This window comes from Amycolatopsis sp. NPDC043889 (genome assembly GCF_056435645.1).
In genome coordinates this window covers 1-19,889 of record NZ_JBWKEC010000007.1, presented here as the reverse complement: position 1 = coordinate 19,889, position 19,889 = coordinate 1, and the positions used below count along the sequence as shown (strand labels likewise).

General features: G+C 66.4%; 25 protein-coding genes and 1 tRNA gene. 16 read left to right on the top strand and 10 right to left on the bottom strand.

From position 1 onward, the window contains the following. The first annotated feature begins 60 nt into the window (after nucleotides 1–60). The 14 genes from AC0685_RS15820 to AC0685_RS15755 all read left to right on the top strand — a co-directional run bounded on the left by AC0685_RS15820 (nucleotide 61) and on the right by AC0685_RS15755 (nucleotide 7,893). Nucleotides 61–204, top strand: coding sequence for a hypothetical protein (locus AC0685_RS15820; protein WP_478226190.1), 144 nt, complete (start codon nucleotides 61–63; stop codon nucleotides 202–204). After that, nucleotides 201–590 (top strand): hypothetical protein, encoded by a 390-nt coding sequence (locus tag AC0685_RS15815; protein WP_478226189.1) that lies wholly within the window; start codon nucleotides 201–203, stop codon nucleotides 588–590. The genes AC0685_RS15820 and AC0685_RS15815 overlap by 4 nt, the downstream gene beginning before the upstream one ends. Next, nucleotides 590–865 carry a hypothetical protein gene (locus AC0685_RS15810; protein ID WP_478226188.1) on the top strand — a complete coding sequence of 92 codons (276 nt, stop codon included), beginning with the start codon at nucleotides 590–592 and terminating at the stop codon, nucleotides 863–865. Before AC0685_RS15815 ends, AC0685_RS15810 begins: the two co-directional genes overlap by 1 nt. Further along, nucleotides 865–1,047, top strand: coding sequence for a hypothetical protein (locus tag AC0685_RS15805; RefSeq protein WP_478226187.1), 183 nt, complete (start codon nucleotides 865–867; stop codon nucleotides 1,045–1,047). Before AC0685_RS15810 ends, AC0685_RS15805 begins: the two co-directional genes overlap by 1 nt. 22 nt (nucleotides 1,048–1,069) lie before the next feature. Then, nucleotides 1,070–1,288, top strand: a complete 219-nt coding sequence (locus AC0685_RS15800; protein ID WP_478226186.1) for a hypothetical protein — start codon at nucleotides 1,070–1,072, stop codon at nucleotides 1,286–1,288. A gap of 134 nt (nucleotides 1,289–1,422) precedes the next feature. After that, a complete protein-coding gene (locus AC0685_RS15795; protein ID WP_478226185.1) occupies nucleotides 1,423–2,865 on the top strand; it encodes a type IV secretory system conjugative DNA transfer family protein in 1,443 nt (480 codons plus the stop codon). A 22-nt stretch (nucleotides 2,866–2,887) separates the two neighbouring features. Beyond that, complete coding sequence (locus AC0685_RS15790; RefSeq protein ID WP_478226184.1) at nucleotides 2,888–3,310, top strand: hypothetical protein; 423 nt, start codon at nucleotides 2,888–2,890, stop codon at nucleotides 3,308–3,310. Next, nucleotides 3,307–3,531, top strand: coding sequence for a hypothetical protein (locus tag AC0685_RS15785; RefSeq protein ID WP_478226183.1), 225 nt, complete (start codon nucleotides 3,307–3,309; stop codon nucleotides 3,529–3,531). Before AC0685_RS15790 ends, AC0685_RS15785 begins: the two co-directional genes overlap by 4 nt. 18 nt (nucleotides 3,532–3,549) lie before the next feature. Next, nucleotides 3,550–3,813, top strand: coding sequence for a hypothetical protein (locus AC0685_RS15780; RefSeq protein WP_478226182.1), 264 nt, complete (start codon nucleotides 3,550–3,552; stop codon nucleotides 3,811–3,813). 46 nt (nucleotides 3,814–3,859) lie between these two features. Further along, on the top strand, nucleotides 3,860–4,135 hold the full coding sequence (locus AC0685_RS15775) for a hypothetical protein (RefSeq protein ID WP_478226180.1): 276 nt from the start codon (nucleotides 3,860–3,862) through the stop codon (nucleotides 4,133–4,135). 58 nt (nucleotides 4,136–4,193) lie between these two features. Next, nucleotides 4,194–5,045: a hypothetical protein gene (locus AC0685_RS15770; RefSeq protein WP_478226179.1), complete on the top strand. Its 852-nt coding sequence runs from the start codon at nucleotides 4,194–4,196 to the stop codon at nucleotides 5,043–5,045. 96 nt (nucleotides 5,046–5,141) lie between these two features. Next, complete coding sequence (locus AC0685_RS15765; RefSeq protein ID WP_478226178.1) at nucleotides 5,142–6,491, top strand: replication initiator; 1,350 nt, start codon at nucleotides 5,142–5,144, stop codon at nucleotides 6,489–6,491. Continuing rightward, nucleotides 6,488–6,664 (top strand): helix-turn-helix domain-containing protein, encoded by a 177-nt coding sequence (locus AC0685_RS15760; protein WP_478226177.1) that lies wholly within the window; start codon nucleotides 6,488–6,490, stop codon nucleotides 6,662–6,664. Before AC0685_RS15765 ends, AC0685_RS15760 begins: the two co-directional genes overlap by 4 nt. After that, a complete protein-coding gene (locus tag AC0685_RS15755; protein WP_478226176.1) occupies nucleotides 6,664–7,893 on the top strand; it encodes a tyrosine-type recombinase/integrase in 1,230 nt (409 codons plus the stop codon). The genes AC0685_RS15760 and AC0685_RS15755 overlap by 1 nt, the downstream gene beginning before the upstream one ends. A 10-nt stretch (nucleotides 7,894–7,903) precedes the next feature. On the opposite strand, the gene AC0685_RS15750 is transcribed toward AC0685_RS15755, so the two are convergent. From AC0685_RS15750 to nfi, 5 genes are all read right to left on the bottom strand, one after another. Next, a tRNA-Leu gene (locus AC0685_RS15750) sits at nucleotides 7,904–7,980 on the bottom strand. Between the two features lie 23 nt (nucleotides 7,981–8,003). Beyond that, complete coding sequence (locus AC0685_RS15745) at nucleotides 8,004–8,489, bottom strand: SLATT domain-containing protein (RefSeq protein WP_478226175.1); 486 nt, start codon at nucleotides 8,487–8,489, stop codon at nucleotides 8,004–8,006. Nucleotides 8,490–8,566: 77 nt separating this feature from the next. After that, a complete protein-coding gene (locus AC0685_RS15740; protein WP_007028829.1) occupies nucleotides 8,567–9,895 on the bottom strand; it encodes an NAD(P)/FAD-dependent oxidoreductase in 1,329 nt (442 codons plus the stop codon). A gap of 84 nt (nucleotides 9,896–9,979) precedes the next feature. Then, nucleotides 9,980–10,672 (bottom strand): uracil-DNA glycosylase, encoded by a 693-nt coding sequence (locus AC0685_RS15735; protein ID WP_478226174.1) that lies wholly within the window; start codon nucleotides 10,670–10,672, stop codon nucleotides 9,980–9,982. Beyond that, nucleotides 10,669–11,349 carry a deoxyribonuclease V gene (gene nfi, locus AC0685_RS15730; protein ID WP_478226173.1) on the bottom strand — a complete coding sequence of 227 codons (681 nt, stop codon included), beginning with the start codon at nucleotides 11,347–11,349 and terminating at the stop codon, nucleotides 10,669–10,671. The genes AC0685_RS15735 and nfi overlap by 4 nt, the downstream gene beginning before the upstream one ends. A 28-nt stretch (nucleotides 11,350–11,377) precedes the next feature. Between nfi and AC0685_RS15725 the strand changes: the two genes are divergently transcribed. Both AC0685_RS15725 and AC0685_RS15720 read left to right on the top strand, forming a co-directional pair. Further along, nucleotides 11,378–12,874, top strand: coding sequence for a S10 family peptidase (locus tag AC0685_RS15725; RefSeq protein ID WP_478226172.1), 1,497 nt, complete (start codon nucleotides 11,378–11,380; stop codon nucleotides 12,872–12,874). Nucleotides 12,875–13,206: 332 nt separating this feature from the next. Continuing rightward, nucleotides 13,207–13,974 carry a hypothetical protein gene (locus AC0685_RS15720; RefSeq protein ID WP_478226171.1) on the top strand — a complete coding sequence of 256 codons (768 nt, stop codon included), beginning with the start codon at nucleotides 13,207–13,209 and terminating at the stop codon, nucleotides 13,972–13,974. A gap of 81 nt (nucleotides 13,975–14,055) precedes the next feature. On the opposite strand, the gene AC0685_RS15715 is transcribed toward AC0685_RS15720, so the two are convergent. From AC0685_RS15715 to AC0685_RS15695, 5 genes are all read right to left on the bottom strand, one after another. Continuing rightward, nucleotides 14,056–15,777 carry a S8 family serine peptidase gene (locus AC0685_RS15715; protein ID WP_478226170.1) on the bottom strand — a complete coding sequence of 574 codons (1,722 nt, stop codon included), beginning with the start codon at nucleotides 15,775–15,777 and terminating at the stop codon, nucleotides 14,056–14,058. A 76-nt stretch (nucleotides 15,778–15,853) separates the two neighbouring features. After that, nucleotides 15,854–16,852 carry an ABC transporter ATP-binding protein gene (locus AC0685_RS15710; protein ID WP_478226169.1) on the bottom strand — a complete coding sequence of 333 codons (999 nt, stop codon included), beginning with the start codon at nucleotides 16,850–16,852 and terminating at the stop codon, nucleotides 15,854–15,856. After that, on the bottom strand, nucleotides 16,845–17,837 hold the full coding sequence (locus AC0685_RS15705) for an ABC transporter ATP-binding protein (RefSeq protein ID WP_340687042.1): 993 nt from the start codon (nucleotides 17,835–17,837) through the stop codon (nucleotides 16,845–16,847). Before AC0685_RS15705 ends, AC0685_RS15710 begins: the two co-directional genes overlap by 8 nt. Nucleotides 17,838–17,843: 6 nt before the next feature. Beyond that, complete coding sequence (locus AC0685_RS15700) at nucleotides 17,844–18,797, bottom strand: ABC transporter permease (protein ID WP_478226168.1); 954 nt, start codon at nucleotides 18,795–18,797, stop codon at nucleotides 17,844–17,846. Then, entirely contained in the window at nucleotides 18,790–19,716 is a 927-nt protein-coding gene (locus tag AC0685_RS15695) for an ABC transporter permease (protein ID WP_478226167.1), read from the bottom strand. The genes AC0685_RS15700 and AC0685_RS15695 overlap by 8 nt, the downstream gene beginning before the upstream one ends. Nucleotides 19,717–19,889 lie beyond the last annotated feature (173 nt).

The following is a 19,889-nucleotide window of genomic DNA, read 5'->3' as shown; positions in this document are numbered from 1 at the left end:
CCCGACCCGTATCGCGACCTGCAACGTGTGCGGTCGCCAGTGGCAAATGTGAGGAATGTGATGGAGACGAGTTTCGCGAAGGTGACGTTCTATCCGCTGTGGCTTCTGCTGGTCGCCGCGCTGGTGATCGCCATGCCGGTGGCCGGTGCGGTCGCCCTGGTCCTGGGATTGCTGGCGGTGGTCGGCACGCGGGGGAAGCGATGACGGGCGCGCTGGACTTGTTCGGGAATCCGGTGGACGAGCCGGTAGCGACGGCACCGGCGTCCCTGCCGATCAATGACATGAATCTGATCGAGAAGGTGCTGCAGGTTGCGGAGAACACCGGGTATGTGCTGGTCGGTCCTTCGGAGCGGGTGTATCACCTGGTCGCCCGCAAGACGATCGAGGTCGCCCCCCGGCCCGAGGAGGAGGCCGTGCACCAACTCTTGACCGCGAAGTGGCTGACGAAGGGAGGTGTGCACGTCTACACCCATCACGGGTATGAGGGGCCGGGGAACTCGGTCCTGGTGCCCAAGGCCACCAAGGTGAAGGCCCGGCAGTGGCGCGCCTTGGCGCCGATTCCCTGTTCTCGCAAGCGAAAGGCATCGTGATGACGTCGCAAACGATCAACAACGTCAATAAGGCCCGGTTCGCGGAGTTCGAGTTCGCGCTCGATCAGGTCCGCGCCGCGTTCGATGAGGTCGGCAAGCTCGGGAAGTCCCTGGACGACAAGGGCGCTACGGCGGACCGGTTCGAGGGCTGGCAGGTCCCGACCAAATCGGAGGTGCAGGCCGATCTCCGGGACGCGTCCGCCGCGCTGGACGAGTTGCGGGAGGCCGCGCTCAAGCGCAAGTCGGAGCTGGTCTCGCGGGGCTGGCGGGTCTGATGGCCGCCCGCGAGGAAGACCTCGTTCACATCGCTGTGGAGGAGTCGTTCTGGTCGGGGGACATGACCGCCGCGTGCGGGATCACCGCGAACGTGGCTGACGTCGAGACCGCCTACATCGGGTTCTTGTTCGCCACCTACTGCCCGGAGTGTCGGCGGGTGGCTAAGAAGACCTGGTTCTGAACCGAGTACCGAGGAGAAACCGATGAGCACCAATCAGATCGACGGCAAGCTGACCGAGCTGGACAAGGCGATGAAGAACCTCCGCAAGACGCTGACGAACCTGTCCAACCGGGTCGCCGGGCTCGGCAAGCAGCACACGAATGCCGCCCGCAAGGTCGCGACCGCGATGACCACCGTGGAGTCGGCGAAGCCGCTGTTCGCTGACCGCTCGAAGGCGAAGCCCCGCGCCCGGCGACGCTGACCGCCGAACCGTAGTAGCGACAACCGCATACCGCATGACCGATCCGTCTGGACGTAGTGAGGGCCGTAGACCCCGCGTCCAGTGTCTGGGGCTCTGCGGCCCTCCTGTGTCCACCAAGCACAGGAGATCTACTGATGAAGACCCCGAAGTCCAAGACCCGTCGTCCGAGCGGGAAGACCCCGATCCCGGCCCGGTGCGCGGGCTGGATGCTGCGCCACCCGGCCATCACCACAATGCCGGCAGTCCTGGGGACGAGCACGATCGAACTCGGTGCGGTCACGACCGGTAGCGCGGTAGCTGGGCTGGTCGGCGCCGGGCTGTCCTGGCGCTACCTGCACAAAGACTCCTACATGGCGCTGGCGTCCCCGCGGCTTCGTGCCGTCCGGCGCCGCTGGACCCGCTACATCGGCAAGTCCTGGAAGGAATCACTCGAGTACTGCAATCTCGTGGGGCAGGACCGCCGCACCGGCGAACTCCTCGTGCCCCGGCTGCTCCGGGTCGCCGCGCCCACCCCGTCGATCGACGTCCTCAAGGTCAAGTTCGTCAAAGGCCAGTCGCTGCGCGTCTTCCAGGACGTCCAGGACGAGCTAGCCGCCGCTCTCGGCGCGGACGTGATCGCGATCGAGAAGGGCAGCAAGCCCCGGATCCTGACGATCACCCTCGTGCACGGCAACCCGTTCGACGACGTGATCCCTCCGGCCGATATCCCCGGCGAGGTGGATGAGGTCGATCTGAAGGCGATCGAGCTGGGCGACACCGAACAGGGCGAGATCTGGGCCGAACCGCTGCTCGGTCACCACTGGCTGATCTCCGGCGCGACCGGCTCGGGCAAGGGATCGCTGCTGTGGAACCCGCTGCGGGCGATGGGGCCGATGATCCGGGAACAGATCGCCCGGATCTGGATGATCGACCCCAAGGGCGGCATGGAGACCGAACGCGGGAAGCCGCTGTTCTACCGGCACGCCACCTCCGCCGATGAGGACGTCGAGTACGACGACGGTACCGGTCCCGACGACGTCGATCCGATGCTCGCGGTGCTGCTCGAATTCCGGGACCGGATGCGGGAACGTCAGGCGTTCTTGAGGGAGCGCAAGAGTCGCAAGTTCAGCCCCTCGGCCGAGACCCCGTTCGAGGTCCTGATGATCGATGAACTGGCGATGCTCACCGCGCTCGGTGGTAGCCGGTCGACGATCAGCCAGGTGAACCGGATTCTCGCGGAAATCCTGACTCAGGGCCGCGCGGCTGGCTTCTCGGTCGTGGCCTACGTCCAGGAACCGACCAAAGACATCGTGCCGGTACGGGACCTGTTCACCCGCCGGATCTCGCTGCGCACCGGCTCCGCCTCCTATGTGGACATGGTGCTCGGGGAGGACGCGCGGCTTCGTGGCGCTCTCGCCGACGAGATCCCGGAAGAGGGCTGCGAGGGCATCGGCTACCGCACCTCGGAGAAGTCCCGCACCCCGATCCGGGTCCGCGCGGGCTACAGCACCGACGACGACATTGACGAACTCGTCCGGCTCTGCACCCCGCACTTCGACGACGAACCGGGCGTCGCCCTCGTCCCCTTGGCCGCCTGACCGTCCAGAAAGGACACCAATCATGACCACGGCACTCGCTCCGCTCGAAGGAGTCGCCAAACTCGCAGCCATCGCCACCCGCCTGGTCCGCGAGACTCCCGCACCTGAACCGTTTTCGATGCGACTGGAGCCGGGAACGTTCAGTATCGCGATTCAGCCCGGCTACATGGGTGATGCGGTGACGGAGATCGGCGCGCTCCTGATCTGGACACACCTTCTTACCGGGCTCAAGGGCGAATGGTGGCACACCAATGCGGGACGGCTCCACATCGAACTGAACGGGCGGGGGCCGTCCGGGACGCGGGTGTGCGTATACGGCTCGATCCCGTACAGCCTCGCCCGACAACACCTCGCTCTTCGCAAGGGAGACCACGAGACCGTCACTCCGGACGAGCTGTACCTCCTCGCCCTCGAAATCGCCAAACAGAAGGAGAACGACCAGTGATCACGCTCAAGCTTCTCTGGCTCTGGCTCAAAATCACCGGCCTCACGGCCCTCGCCGTCATCCTCGAAGGCGTGATCATCCGGGGATTCTGGTGGACCGTCCTCGCGGTCGGCGCGACGGTTGTCGTCTACATCGGACTGAGCATCGGGATCTGGAAGGAATGGCACGCGGAACGCAACGGTGCCGGAACGTACCAAGTCATCCACTACACCCGCGACTGACCAGAAAGGACACTGACAATGTCTTACGGAGACTCGTTCGCCGACGTGCATGAGGAGATTAGCCGCAAGACCTCGCAAGCGTTCAATGAGGCGGTACTTCGGGCAGACTGGTCGCACACTTCGTTCGAGCAGAGCCAGTTGACCCCCTCGCAGCTCGACACGCTGAGGACGCTACGGAACCAGGTTCTCCGGAAAGTTCAATCGCTGCTCGCGGAAGCGGTCAGGACCCTGGACCAGATCAACCCGGACGACGATCCGAAACCGGGGGCGACCCGTGGCTAGCCCGGAGCCGGTACCCGGACCGGATTCGGACTTGTGGCACTCGGCAGTGTCCACCTTGGAGGACGGGTTAGCGATCTACCCGCTTCGCTCGATCGACGGGGTGCGGTTCGAGCGCGCGACGGTCACGAACACGGCTGTCTCCGGCACCGCGTCCACGGTGCTGCTGCGGGTGAGCCAGTCCCCGCCGGGAAAACCGGACCAGGCGTGGGAACTGGCGATGCCCCCGGAGTTCGCCCGCTACCTGGCGGCCCTGCTTGACGCGCAAGCCCGCTACATCCAGACCGCGTCACCGGCAGGCACGGAGTCCTCGCGGGACACGTGAGATCTCCGTCGTGCCACGGGCGCCTCGCCCGTCCGTCCCCGTGAAAGGAGGCAACATCATGTTCTGGAAACGCAAGATCGAGGGCGAGGACACCCCCCGTTCCCGCCGGGTCCGCGCGCTGGCCGATCAGCTCGACGAAGCCCGCGACGTTCACCGGCTGTCCACCGATCCGATGTTGGGCGCGGTGACCGCCGACCGGTTCCGGGCCTCGATCACCCGCACCATGTGGGTGTTCCTCGCGATCGGGCTCGGGTTCACCACCACTGGCGTGCATGACTTCCTGGCCGGTGACCGGCCGATCACCGATCCGCTGTGGTGGGGCGCGTGGCTGGCCGAACCCGCGCTCGCGGGCATCTTGGTGACCCTGCTCCGCTGGGAAGCCTCGATGCTCTCCCACGGCGTCACGGTCGACGTCAAACCGGTGCGCTACCTCAAGCGCCTTCTGCTGGGCGCCACCCTGGTGGCCAACGTCTGGGCCGGACTCGCACCGGCCGACGGCGAGGTCTCCAAGGGCATGGTGTTCTTCCACCTGGTGATCCCGCTCGTGGTGTTCCTGCTGGCGGAGGTCATGCCGGTGATCCAGCAGACATGCACCCGCGTCCGCGAGCAAGCCCTCGCCACGGTCCCGGCCCCGACCAGGGAGAACACCGTGCGGCAAACCGCGGCTTCCCCGGAGGCTATGCCGGCCGAATTCCAGGCTCCCCGGTCCTCGACGGCGAACGCCACGTTCGCGAAGCTCCCCGCCAGCATCCGCACCACGGTCACCAGCATCACCGAGACCGCCCACGGCGCTGGCAGGCCCGTCACGGCCGCCGATCTGACCACCAGGGTCAACCTGCCCGAGGCGATGCTCACCACGCTGGTGGACGAACTGAACGCCTCGATCAACCACCACCCGGTCACCGCCTGACCGGTTCCTCCCGCACCACGCACGTTCGCCGGGCAGCCCTCGGTGACCGTGCCGGGGTCTGCCCGGCTCTCTCGTGCCCGCACGAAATGGAGAGCCATGATCACCGAGCACGACGGGTCCTCACTGGCTACCCGCATCACCCGCCACCTGAGCATGCGCCACGTCCGCGACCGCGTGACCGCAACCGGCGGATGCCTTCAGCCGGTGCACCTGTCCGGCTACCGCGTCGTCACCGACCGCGCCACCGGCCGCACCCTCGATCACCACGCCGGGACCGTCTACGCCCCGTGCGGCAACCGCCGCGAGTCCGTGTGCCCCGCCTGCTCCGACCGCTACGCCGCCGACGCGTTCCAGCTCATCCGCGCCGGAATGACCGGCGGCAAGACGATCCCGGAGACCGTGGCGGACAAACCCCGCCTGTTCGTCACCCTCACTGCCCCGAGCTTCGGGGCCGTCCACGGCCGCCGCACCACCCGCACCGGCCGCCGCATCCCTTGCGGGTGCGGGGAATACCACCACGAAGCCGATACCCGCGTCGGTACCGCGATCGACCCCGAGAGCTATGACTACCGGGGCGCGGTCCTGTGGCAGGGCCACACGGGCGACCTGTGGCACCGCTTCATCATCCGTCTTCGCCGGGAGATCGCCCGCGCGGCCGGGCTCAAGGTCAGCGAGTTCGCCGACCACGCCCGGCTCTCTTACGCCAAGGTCGCCGAGTACCAGAAACGCGGTCTCATCCACTTCCACGCGGTGGTCCGGCTCGACGGCCCTGAGGGCGCCCACGATCCCGCTCCGGCCTGGGCTGACAACACCCTGATGGAGCATGCCGTCCGCGCGGCGGCAGAAACCACCCGCGTCTCTCGCGAACTCCTGCTCGACGGCGAGACCACCGAGCACGTGTTCGCTTGGGGGCAGCAGATCGATATTCGGCCGATCCGTCCGGCCCATGCCGCCCAGATCGAGGGTGACGACGGCGAGATCAGCGACCGCGCGCTAGCCGGATACATCGCCAAATATGCCACCAAGGGCACCAGCACCAGCGAAGTCCCCGACCGTCCTGTCAGGTCCGAACGCGCGATCGAGCACCTGGACGTCCTGCCGCACCACCGCCGCATGATCGCCACCGCCTGGGAACTCGGAGCCAGCGACGACCTCGCGTTCCTCCGGAAATGGGCTCACATGCTCGGCTTCCGTGGCCACTTCCTCACCAAGTCTCAGCGGTACTCGGTCACCTTCACCACGCTGCGCGGTGACCGCCGCACCCACCAGCACGTGGCGACGCTCGAAGCACTCGGGGCCACTCCGGACAGTGTGGTCGTCGTCAACCACTGGAACTACACCGGAAACGGCCACAGCAGCCCCGAAGAACGCGAGATCGCCGAAGCGATCTACGAAGGAGAACGCCAGCAACGTAAGGACAAACTCACGAAGGAGAACCAGCGATGAACCAGCCACTCATGACCGTCGAAGACGTTTCCGACTACCTCCGCGTTCCCGTCGGCACCCTCTACCGGTGGCGGACCACCGGCTACGGCCCGGTCGGCAAGCGCATCGGCAAGCACCTCCGCTACCGCCCGGAAGACGTCGACGCCTGGGTCACCGAACAAGGGGGCGCGTGATGGCACGGCCACCGCTCGATGTGGGGACGCACGGGAAGATCCGTTTCAGCGACACGGCTACCGGCGTAAAGGCTCGTGCGAGCTACCGGGGCTTTGACGGGAAGGTGCACGACATTGAGCGCACCGGCCCGACTCGTCCCAAGGCTGAACGGCTGTTGAAGAAGGCGATCAGCGAAGCCCTGAAGGCGCCCGGAGGCGGCGACATGGATCACAACACGAAGTTCAGCGTGGTCGCCGACAGGTGGATCACACGGCAGGCTGAGCGCGTCGAGGCGGGAGAGCGAGCACACGGCACGCTGGACAACTACCGAAGTGTGCTCAAGAACCACGTGCTTCCCGCGCTCGGTGATCTCCGGTTGCATGAGGTGACCGTGCCCCGGCTGGACGGATTTCTTCCTGCTGTCAAAGCGAAAACCAGTGCGTCCCATGCGCGGACGACGCGTGCCGTGGTGAGTGGCGTTCTCGGCTTCGCGGTGCGTCAGGGGGCCTTGGGGTCGAACCCGGTCCGGGAGCTTGAGCGGATCGAAGGCGGAAGGCGCAAGAAGCCACGCGCCTTGTCGTCGGCAGAGCGCCGCAAGTGGCTCGAACAGCTCGAAGCAGACCCCAAGGCCGTCGCGCGAGATCTGCCGGACCTGACGCGCTTCATGCTGGCGACCGGTGTCCGGATCGGCGAGGCGCTGGCGACTTTCTGGGAAGACGTCGATCTTGACGCCGGAACGGTCGCGATCGACTGGAAGGTGATTCGAATCCGGGAGGTCGGGTTACGGCGGGTGAAGAAGCTTAAGACCGAATCCGGTGATCGGACACTGCCGCTTCCCTCGTGGGCGGTATCAGTGCTGCGGGAGCGTCGTCGCCTCGCTGAGGAAGCTGGACGCGGTCCGGCCACCCCGGTCTTCCCGGACACCCTCGGTGGGCTACGCGACCCATCGAACACCCGGCGAGATCTCCGGGAGGCACGCGGCACGGAGGATTTCGCGTGGGTCAAGTCGCACGTCTTCCGCAAGACGGCGGCTACAGTGCTGGACGACGCGAAACTGAGTTCCCGGCAGATCGCCGATCAGCTCGGCCACGCTCGGCCGTCGATTACTCAGGACGTGTACATGGGCAGGACGACGGTCTCTCGGGACAACGCGGTCGCCCTGGAAGGCATGTGGGATGACGACGGTTCGGCCAATTCCGGGGGTAAACCGGGGGCCGGTCAGGACCAGCAAGACCAGACAGGCCCCTGACCTGCATGAATGGTGCCCCGGACGGGGATCGAACCCGCACTGGGTCGATTTTAAGTCGACTGCCTCTGCCAGTTGGGCTACCGGGGCACAGACAGCCTAGGCGATGTCCTTCAGTTCGCCGCTTCAGTACGCCGATATTCGAGCCAACGAAGACCGACCTGGTTCCAAACGGCCTGGTACTCCTCGAACTTCTCGTTGATCAGCCGGGGATCGATCCGGTCGGGCGGGGTCGACGCGATGTAGAAGCTGAGCTCGTCGCGCAGCCGGTAGAGCCGGAACTGAACCTCTTCCATCAGGACCCACAAGGAGCGCCAGGCGAAGAAGGGCTCGAGCGCGCCGACGACGGTCGTCACGGCCACGAGGGCGAACGCCACACCGGTCCAGCCGTTGAGGTTCTGCAGACCGAAGATGATCGTGGACGCCGCCGACAGCGCGAGCAGGAAGACCCTGATGGACACGGCGCGCCAGCGGAAACGCCTCTTCCGGGAGCGCGCGTTGTCGCGCTCGATCCGCTCCAAAACGTGCTTCGCCAGTTCGGCCGGAGTCAGGCCGGTGGCAAGCGGGACGGAGGGTACGGACTTCCGGAGTGCCTGCACCGGCACACCTTAAACGCCGTGAAGGCCTCCTTCCCTAACTTGAGCGTAGGGAAGGAGGCCTTCACGGACTTACGAACTCAGGACTTCGACAGCCGGTCGAATTCCTCGCGCGGGTTGTTGATCTGGCCGAGCGAGATGACCTCGCGCCGGAACAGGCCACCCAGCATCCAGTCGAACAGGATGCGGATCTTGCGGTTCCACGTCGGCATCGCCTTGAGGTGGTACGCGCGGTGGAAGAGCCAGGCCGGGAAGCCCTTGATCTTCAGGTTCAGCGCGTCGGCGACACCCTTGTGCAGGCCGAGGCTGGCCACCGCGCCCAGGTTCTTGTGGTAGTAGTCCTTCGGCTTGCCGCCGCGGATCACCTTGATGATGTTCTTCGCCAGCAGACGCGCCTGACGAACGGCGTGCTGCGCGTTCGGCGGGCAGGTCGCGGTCGGGTCCTGCTCGGTACGCGACAGGTCCGGCACGGCGGCGTTGTCACCGGCGGTCCAGACGTCGGGGTGACCGACGACCTGCATCGCGGCGGTGGCCTCGACGCGACCGCGCTTGTCGAGCGGCAGGTCCGAGCTGGCGAGCACCGGGTTCGCCTTCACGCCGGCGGTCCAGATGATCGTGTCGGTGTCGAACTCGGTGCCGTCCGAAAGCACGACGTGGCCGTTCTCGAACGACTTCGCCGCTGTCGACAAATAGACTTCGATGCCGCGCTTTTCGAGCTGCTCGACGGTGTACACACCGAGCGTCTCGCGCACCTCGGGCAGGATCCGCCCGGCCGCCTCGACGAGCACCCAGCGGATGTCCTCGACCTTGAGGTTCGGGTAGTAGTTCTCCACCGCGAACCGGGTCATGTCCTCGAGCTCGGCGAGCGCCTCGATACCGGCGAACCCGCCGCCGACGACGGTGAACGTCAGCAGGCGCTTGCGCTGCTCGGGATCGAGCGTGCTGGCGGCCTCGTCCAGCTTCGTCATGACGTGGTTGCGCAGGTAGATGGCCTCGCCGATGGTCTTGAAGGCGATGCCTTCCTCGACCAGGCCCGGGATCGGCAGGATGCGCGCCACGGCGCCGAGAGCGACCACGAGGACGTCGTAGTTCAACTGCTCGACGTGTCCGTCGGCGGCCTCGACCGTCACGGCCTTGCGCTCGTGCTCGATCTTCGTCACGCGCGCGGTGAGCACGTGGCAGCGCTTGAGCACGCGCCTCAGCGGCACGACCACGTGCCGCGGTTCGATCGCACCGGCCGCCGCCTCGGGCAGGAAGGGGGCATAGGTCATGTGCGGCTGCGGGTCAACGACCGTCACGGACGCTTCGTTGGCCCGGAGCATCTTCTGGAGCCCGTACGCCGTGTAGAGCCCGACGTATCCACCACCAAGGACGAGGATCCGTGTCGGTTCCGACTTAACACCAGCCATATTTCTATAGTCGCACCCATCTGCTGAGATCGCTCGCAGACCCCATCCGGCTGTGACCAGCGTCGCCACGGTTTCCGCACCGATTCAGTTCAGGCCGGCCGCCGAGGTCGCGGAGGCCAGGACGTCGCACACCATGTCAAGGGTCAGGCGGCCGGTCTGGACATTGCGCTGCGACACGTGGTAACAGCCGAAAAGGCGCAGGTCGCCGAGTTCCACTTCGGCTCCGTGGCCGAACTTCGGGCGTGGCGCGGGCACCGGCCAGCCCACCTCCGCGAGCACCGGCAGCAGCGCCTGCCAGCCGAACGCGCCGAGCACCACGACGGCCTTCAGTGTCGGTTTCAGCAACTCGAGCTCCGCCGCGAGCCACGATCGGCAGGTTTCCCGTTCCTCAGGTGTGGGCTTGTTGGCGGGTGGCGCGCATCTCACCGGGGAGACCATCCGGGTCCCTCTGAGCTCGAGGCCGTCACCTATACGGGTCGACGTCGGCTGCGACGCGACCCCGACCCGGTGAAGCGCCTTGAAGAGAACGTCACCGGACGGGTCGCCGGTGAACAGGCGGCCGGTCCGGTTCGCGCCGTGCGCCGAAGGGGCGAGGCCGACGATCGCCAGCGACGCGTCCGGCGGGCCGAAGCCGGGCACCGGCCGGGCCCAGTAGGTCTCTCCGGCGAAGGCCGCGCGCTTGACCACGGCGATCTCCTCACGCCACGCGACCAGCCGCGGGCAGGCGCGGCAGCCGACGACCTCGGCGTCGAGTTCGGCGAGCGAGCGGAACCTCATAACGCCTCTTTCAGCGCGTCCCGGGCGAGACGGTCGGCTTGCCGGGTGGTCTCCGGCTGACGGAACGCTGGACACAGCCGCAGCACCTGGCGGCACGCGTTGTCCAGCGAGATCTTGTGGCCGACGGAGACATAGAGAGGCTTCACGCCGTCTTGGGTGCGCAGGACCGCGCCGACGACGTCGCCGTCATCCAGCAAGGGCGTCCGCGAGCCGCGTTCGGCCCCCGGTTCGTCGTGCTCGCCGACGAACCGGGTCTTGCCGACACCGACGGACGGCAGGCCCGTCACGACGCCGACGTGGCAAGCGAGCCCGAACCGGCGTGGGTGGGCCAGGCCGTGGCCGTCGCAAATCAGCAGATCCGGGACGTGGTCGAGCGCGCGGAGGACGTCGAGCAGCGGGGGCAGCTCGCGGAACGCGAAAAGGCCCGGTTCGTAGGGGAACGCGATCCGGGAAACGACGGTTCGCTTCTCCACGACGCGGAATCCGTCGATTTCGAGGGTGACCGCGGCGGCCGCGATCAGGCCGCCGTCCTCGTCGTAGGCGACGTCCAGCCCGGTGACCGTGACGATCTCTTGTGGACAGCGATCTTCGAGTTCGACCAGGCCACGCAGGGTTTCCTGGATCCCGATCGCCTCCTGGGGCGTACTCGGGCGATCATGCGCCGTGACGATGTCCACTCCTACAGACTGCCAGTAGGTTGGGGACATGCCGGACACCAATCCCGATGAAAAGGCCACCGACGAGAAGGACACCCCGTCGGTGGAAACCAAGGTCGAGCCGACCGACGACCTGGTCACCACGAAGCACACGCTCACGCTCAAGCGCAAGAAGCTCGCCTACACCGCCCAAACCGGGCGGATCGTGCTGCGGAAGGAGGTCATCACCGACGGCAAGTCCGAGGGCTACAAGGCCAAGGCCGAGGTGTTCGTGACCTCCTACACGCTCGACGACGCGGAGCCCGGCTCGCGCCCGGTCACGTTCGCGTTCAACGGCGGGCCCGGCTCGGCGAGCGTCTGGCTGCACATGGGCCTGCTCGGCCCGCGCCGGGTGCTTTCGGGCGATGTCGACGACCCGGTCGCGCCGCCCTACGGGCTGACCGACAACCAGGAAACCCTGCTGGCGCACAGCGACCTGGTGTTCATCGACCCGGTGTCGACCGGCTATTCGCGCGCCGTGGACGGCGAGGCCGCCAAGGAGTACCACGGGTACACCGCCGACATCGAGTCCATCGGCGAGGTCATCCGGCTGTGGGTCTCGCGCAAACAGCGCTGGCTCTCGCCGAAGTTCTTGGCGGGCGAGTCCTACGGCACGCTCCGCGCGGCCGGGCTGGCGTCGCATCTGCAGGAACGCCACGGCATGTACCTGAACGGGCTGCTGTTGATCTCGTCCGTGCTGGACCTGGGCACGCTGCGGTTCACCGAGGGCAACGACCTGCCGTACTCGCTCTACGTGCCGACGTACGCGGCGATCGCGCACTACCACGGCCTCCACGGCGACCGGCCGCTCGACGACGTCCTCGCCGACGCCGAGGACTTCGCGGCCAAGGAACTCCCCTGGGCTCTGGCGCGCGGCGCGCGACTGTCCACGCAGGACCGTGCCGACGCGGTAGCGACGCTCGCTTCACTGACCGGACTGAGCGAGTCCTATGTGGACCGGGTCAACCTGCGGATCGAGCACGTCCGGTACTTCACCGAGCTGTTGCGGGACAAGGGTCTCGTCGTCGGCCGAATGGACGGCCGGTTCACCACCTGGGAGCCCGACGGCGGCCGCGAGCACATGAGCGACGACCCGTCGATCTCGCGGATCATCGGCGCCTACACGGGCGGGCTCAACCACTACGTACGGGCCGAACTCGGCTACGAGAACGACCTGCCGTACGAGGTCTTGTCGACGGACGTCTTCAAGGCCTGGTCGTACTCGGACTTCGAGGGCCGCTCTGTGTCCTCTGTGGACTCACTCGCGTCGGCGATGCGGGCGAACCCGCACCTTCAGGTGCACGTCGCCTTCGGCCACTACGATGGCGCGACACCGTACTTCGCTTCGGAGCATGTGCTGGCGCGCCTGCAGATTCCCGAGGAGTTGCGGGAGAACATCGACACGGCGTACTACCCGGCCGGACACATGATGTACGTGCACGAGGAGTCGCGGGTGCGGCAGGCAAAGGACCTGGCGAAGTTCATCAAGAACGCGTCGGGGAAGTAGCCCCCACTCCTACCGCGACCCCTGTCTGCCAGTGCCATGAAAGGTCCTTTCCTTGCAAATTTTGCAAGGAAAGGACCTTTCATGGCACTCCGGGATCGAATCCTGTCGGACCTGCTGGTCATTGTGTCGGAATGTACCTATCTAGAGCTCCGCTAACGGATTCATACCTACGCCAACACAGTCGGCACGGCGTCATCCGTGTGGCGACCCTGGAGAAACTCGGGGTCACGCAAAGCACGTCGTATCGAAGATGCCAGCCTGGTGGAAGGTGGACTCACCTGCTACCAGGCATCGTCCTTCTCTCGAAGGAACAACCAACCGCACGGCAACGAGTGGAAGCCGCGCTGATGCTCACTGACTCCCGGGGCGTCGTCACCGGCTTCGAAGCCACGCGACGATACGGCCTACGACAGTCCGGCCCCCATGGGACCGTCCATGTACTCATTCCCCAACAGCGCAAGGTACGAAGCGTCAAGTTCGCGATCATCGAACGAACGATCTCGATGCCGGAACGTCGGGTGATCGAAGGGGTCCCGCTGGCAGCACCGGCTCGAGCGGTCTTGGATGGTGTGAGGCGCATTCGGGACCTCGAACCGGTTCGGGCTCTGCTCATCGAAGCCATCGAGGCGGGCCTCTGCACAGTGGACGAGTTGTGCGCCGAACTCGAGTCCGGCAGCAGACGCGGAACAGCCCTTCCTCGTGCCGTGCTCCGAGAGCTCGCCGCCGACGTCAAGTCGGTCCCCGAAGCAGCATCGCTGGCGCTCTGGGAGAAAGCGGGACTGCCGCCTGCCGAGCGGAACGTCAAGATCTATGATTCCTTCGGCAACTACATCGGCAAGCCCGATTCATGGTGCGACGAGCTTGGCATGGCATGGGAAATCGATTCGTATGCCTTCCACTTCGGCAGGGACGCTTATCGAAAGACCCTCCACCGCAACAATCGTTACGCGGCCGCGGGGATCGTCGTCGTCCAGACCTTGCCGTCTCGGATTCGCGACGAACCGGAGAAGGTCATCGCCGAACTCCGTGCCGCGGCCGACGCAGCGGCACGGCGTCCGAGACCCGATGTCACTGTGGCGCACACCGACCGAGCCGCCTGACCCGCGCATGCTATGAAAGGTCCTTTCCTTGCAAATTTTGCAAGGAAAGGACCTTTCATAGCACTCCAAGGAACCGAAGGGTCAGCCCCGCAGGTACTGCGAACCCCGCGTGACGGCCGACCAGGCGTCGACGGCACCGTGGCCGTAGAAGCCGTTGAACGAAGCGTCACCGGTGCAGGTCGCGGTGAACGACGCGTCCCGGCCTTCCTTCAGGTAGTCGACGGTCCGCGGCACCGGGCAGGCGATGTCCGAAGCCGTGCCTTCGAGCACCCGCTGCACCGCGTCCGGGTTCATCCCGAAGTCGCGCGAACCCTTGCCGTACTGCGAAACGATGAGCGCGGCGACACCGCTCGCGTGCGGCGACGCCATCGACGTGCCCTGCAGCCACTGGTAGTAGCCGACGCGGCCGTCTGCGGCGGTCTCCTTCTTGATGCCGGCGGCGACACCGTCGGGAGTGACGTTCCCGGCCGCGTCGATCATGCCTTCCGCGACACCGACGTTGCGCGGGTACGTCGACAGGATCTGGTTCTCGACCGTGCGGAACCACGGGGTGCCGAAGTAGTCACGGAAGTATCCGCCGGGCGCGGACACCGAGATCTGCTCGACGCCGTAGTTCGAGTAGTCCGCCTTCGCCTGCGAAGGACCGAAGGAGGAGACACCGATCGTGTGAGGGCCTTCGACGGGCAGCGAGAGACAGCTCGCGTTGTCGATCTGCCGCGGGTGCGTGCTGTTCGACGGGTAGCCCGGGCTCGACGCGTCCGGCTGCGGGTTGGCGAGGTCGCTGTGCTGGTTGCCCAGCGAGACGACCTGGGTGACACCCTTGCGGTGCGCGTAGTTCAGCGCACGGGTCGTCGCCTCGATGATGGTGCGCTGCTCGGCCTGCTGCGCGGGCGTGTCCGCGGGGTTCGCGGTGCAGTTGTACAGCCAGGGGTCCGTGAAGAAGCTCATGTTCACGACGTCCACACCGGCGTCGCCGGCGTAGGTGATCGCGTCCACGGTCGACTGCAGGAAGAAGAAGCCCGAGTCCTGCCCGGCGCGAAGGTTCACCAGCGTCACGTTCGGCGCGACACCCGAGACCCCGAAGCCGTTCGCGGCGGCGCCGATGGTGCCGGCGACGTGCGTGCCATGCCCGTTGTCGTCGTGGTCCACCGGGTCGACACAGCCGCGGTATTCACACGGTCCGTCGACGACGGCGCCGTTGACGTCGGAGACGATGTCCTTCGTGAAGTTCCGCGACGCCGCGCGGTCGAAGTTCGGCGCGATGTCCGGGTGGCTCCCGTCGACGCCGGTGTCGATGACACCGACCTTCACCCGCTTGTCACCCGGCTGCTTGGTGCGCGAAAGGTCCGACCGGACCGACTTGAGTCCCCACAGCTGGTCGTCGAGCGGGTCCATGCCGACGGCGTTCGCCTGCACCGGCTTCTTGGCCGACGCGGCGCCGCGGCCTTCCTTCTCGACGACGCCCGGCTTGACCTTCGCCTTGCCGTTCTTCGGCGCGGTGCCGATCGGCTTCGCTTTGGCCGCGCCGAAAACCGACCGGTCCGCGGAGACCCGCTCGGCGAATCCGTTGGCGGGCGCGGTCGCGGTGATCAGGCCGACCGCGGCGTTGCTCGCCACGACGGTGCCCCCGGCGGCGCGGACCGCCCTTTCCGCCGAAGCGATACTTTGGCCTTCACGGGCCAGGACGGAGAATTCCGTCGCGGCGCCGGAAAGCGCCGGTTGCGCTGATGCCACCGGAGCAGCGACGATCGCGCCGAACAGCGGTACCGCTAGCGCGACCACGAGATATCTGGGCTTTTTCACTTCCTGCCTCCTGAAGAAAACTATTCGTGCAAACTACGTGAGCGATCCCCACGTATCAACGAAGTCCCTACGAAAGTCAGGGGACGACGGTTTTCTCCTCCGCGAAATGACAGGCGGACAAATGCCCGCCGGACCGGGTGATCAATTCGGGTTCCTGATCGGCGCAAATGTCCTGCGCCTTCCAGCACCGCGTGCGGAACCGGCAGCCCGACGGCGGATCCAGCGGGCTCGGCACGTCGCCTTCCAGCCGGATCACCTGCCGCTGGCCACGCAACGCCGGATCCGCGACCGGCACCGCGGACAGCAGCGCCTGCGTGTACGGATGCGAAGGACGCTCGTAGATCTCCTCTTCGGTCCCCATTTCCACGATCTTGCCGAGATACATCACCGCCACGCGCGTGGAAAGGTGACGGACAACCGACAGATCGTGTGCGATGAACACATAGGAAAGGCCGAATTCGTTCTGCAGATCACCGAGCAGATTCATCACCTGCGCCTGAATCGAAACGTCGAGCGCGGAAACCGGTTCGTCGCAGATGATCACCTTCGGCCGCAACGCCAGTGCCCGCGCGATGCCGATGCGCTGACGCTGGCCGCCGGAGAATTGATGCGGATAGCGGTTGATGTGCTCCGGATTCAGCCCGACGACGTCGAGCAGCTCCCGCACCTTCGCGGCCCGCGACCCCTTCGGCGCCACGTCGGTGTGGATTTCGAAGGGTTCGCCGATGATGTCGCCGACGGTCATCCTCGGGTTCAGCGAGGTGTACGGATCCTGCAGCACGATCTGGATCTCGCGCCGCAGCCTCCTCAGTTCGGCTCCCCGCAACGCGAAGATGTCGCGGCCTTCGAAGGTCGCGAGCCCGCCTGTGGGTTCTTCCAGCCGCATCAGCACCTGGGCCAAAGTGGACTTGCCGCAACCGGATTCCCCCACCACACCGAGCGTTTCGCCCGGCATGAGGTCGAAGGAGACGCCGTCGACGGCCTTCACGTGCCCGATGGTGCGTTTGAAGAGGATCCCGGCCCGTACCGGGAAGTACTTCACCAGGTTTTCGACGCGCAGAATGGGCTCAGACACGGTCGCCCACCACCTCGTCGGCGAAGTGGCAGGCGCTGACCCGGCCGAAGCCGAGGCTGTGCAGGGCCGGCCGTTCGGTCTCGCACCGGCTTTCCGCCCGCGGGCAGCGCGGATGGAACGGGCATCCGGGCGGGACGTTCAGCAGGCTCGGCGGCAGGCCCTTGATGGTCTCCAGCGTCTGTCCTTTGAGGTCGAGCCGCGGCAGCGAGGCCATCAGCGCCTCGGTGTAGGGATGCCCCGGCGAACGGAACAACTCGGTGACATCGGCCTGTTCGACGATCCGGCCGGCGTACATCACGGCGATCCGGTCGGCGACCTCGGCGACCACCGCCAGATCGTGGGTGATCAGGATCAGCCCCATCCGCCGTTCGGCCTGGATCTCCGCCAGCAGGTCCATGATCTGGGCCTGCACGGTGACGTCGAGCGCGGTCGTCGGCTCGTCCGCGATCAGGAGATCCGGGTCGAGCGCGAGCGACATGGCGATCATCGCCCGCTGCCGCATCCCGCCCGAGAACTGGTGCGGATACTCGCGGACCCGGCGGGCGGCGGCGGGGATGCGCACGGTGTCGAGCAGTTCGATCGCCCGTTTCCGCGCGTCCTTTTTGGACATCCCGAGCCGGACGCGCAGCTGTTCCTCGATCTGGAATCCCACGGTGAACACGGGGTTCAGCGCCGACAGCGCGTCCTGGAAGATCATCGCGATCTCCCCGCCCCGCACCTCACGCCGCCGCTCTTCGGTGGCGGTGAGCAGATCCTCGCCGCGGTAACGGACCGCGCCGCCGGTGACGACGGCGGGCGGGCTGTCGAGGATGCCCATCACCGTCTGCGCGGTCACACTCTTCCCGGAGCCCGATTCTCCCAGCACGGCAAGGGTTTCCCCGGCGTGCACGGAGTAGTCGACGCCGTTGAGCACGGTTGCGACGCCATCGGACGTGCGGAATTCGACATGGAGGTCTTCCACCTCCAGCAGCAGTTCGTCGGTCACGGACGATCACCGGGCCTTCGGGTCGAGCGCGTCGCGGATACCGTCACCGAGCATGACGAACGCGAGCACGGTGATGGTCACGAACCCCGCGGGGAACAACAACATGTGCGGATTCACCCGGAAGTAGTCCCGCGCGTCGCTGATCATCACACCCCACGAGACGACCGGCGGCCGCACACCGACGCCGAGATACGCCAGCGTCGCTTCCGCGCCGATGAACGCGCCGAGCGCGATGGTCCCGTAGACCAGCACCGGCGCGACCGTGTTCGGCAGCAGATGCCGGAACACGATGCGCGGTGTGCTCGCCCCGAGTCCGCGCGCGGCCTTGACGTAGTCGAGCTGTTTGGCCACCAGCGTCGCCGACCGCATGATGCGCATCGCCACCGGCCAGCTCAGCGCGGCGATCGACACGACCACCTGCACGATGATCGTGACGACCCCGGGGTTCGAGCCGGGCGCGTTGAACGTGGTCAGGATGACGATCGCGCCGAGCACGAACGGCAGCGCCGCGAAGATGTCGCCCACCCGCGAGAACAGGCTGTCGATCAGACGGCCATAGTACCCGGCGATGATCCCCACCACCGAGCCGATCAAGATCGTCAGCACCGTCGCGAAGACACCGACCAGCAGTGACGCCCGCGCGCCGTGGATCGTCCGCGCGTAGACGTCGTAGCCCTGGTTGTCGTAACCGAACCAGGCGTCCGCGGACGGTCCTTCGTTGGCGTGGAGCAGATCGCTGAACCCGGCGGGCCGGGAACTGAACAGGTCGGGCACGATCGCGATGAGCACGACGAGCGTGATGATGACGGCGGAGATGATGAACGACGGCCGCTTGCGCAACATCCGCCAGGCGTCGCCGCCGAGGCTGCGCGGTTTGTGCGCCTCCGCGGAATCGTCGGCGACACCGGCACCGGCGACGTCCACAGAGGACACCCCGCCGGCCACATTGGGGTCAGTCATAACGGATCCTCGGGTCGAGAACGGCGTAGAGCAGGTCGACGATGAGACTCACCAGCAGGTAGACCATCACCAGCAGGACGACGACACCGGTGACGGTGGCGCCTTCCCGGTTCTGGATACCGCGGAAGATGAGCCCGCCGATGCCGTTGATGTTGAACACGCCTTCGGTGACGATGGCCCCGCCCATGAGCGCGCCGATGTCGGTGCCGATGAAGGTCAGCACCGGGATCACCGAGTTCCGGAGCAGGTGCACGCCGACGACCCGGCTGCGCGGCTGCCCCTTCGCGACGGCCGTGCGGACGTAGTCGGCGTGCCGGTTCTCCGCGATGCTCGTTCTGGTCAACCGGGCTATGTAGGCCATGGAGAGACTGCCGAGCGCGATTCCGGGCACGATCAGCTCGCCGATCGTGGCGTCCTCGGACACGCTCGCGTCGATGATGCCCAGTTCCGAACCGAGGACGATCTGGAGCACGATCGCGGTGACGAACACCGGGATCGAGATCAGGAACGTGGTGGACATCAGCACGAGGTTGTCGAGGAAACCCTTGCCGCGCAGGCCGGTCAGGATACCCGCGGACAGGCCGATGATCGCTTCGATGGCCACCGCGATGAGGGCGAGCCGGACCGTCACCGGATAGGCGTTCCCGATCAGTTCGCCGACCGAGACGCCGTTGAAGGTCTCGCCCCAGTCGCCGCTGAACAGGTTGCCGAGGTATTTGAAGTACTGGACGAAGATCGAATCGTCGAGATTGAACTTCTCGGTCATCATCTCGATGTAGGCGGGCGGGCAGGCGACCTGACCGCATTTACCGGCGAACGGGTCACCGGGCACCGCCCACACGAGGGCGTAGATGAGGAACGTCGTGCCGAAGAAGACCGGGATGAGTTGAAGTAGACGTCGGAGGATGTATTGGGGCATGCGCGTGCCGTCCTGAGGATCGCGTGGTGGGAGCCTTCGGTCCGGCGGGTCGTGGGGGGGGTTTTTGGGTTTCCCCCCAAAAACCCCCCCCCACCCCCCCGAGAACTCTAAGGGCGGTTCGTCTCTCTGAAACCCCCAGGAGAGCGGGCCCTGCGCCCACCAAAATAAAAACC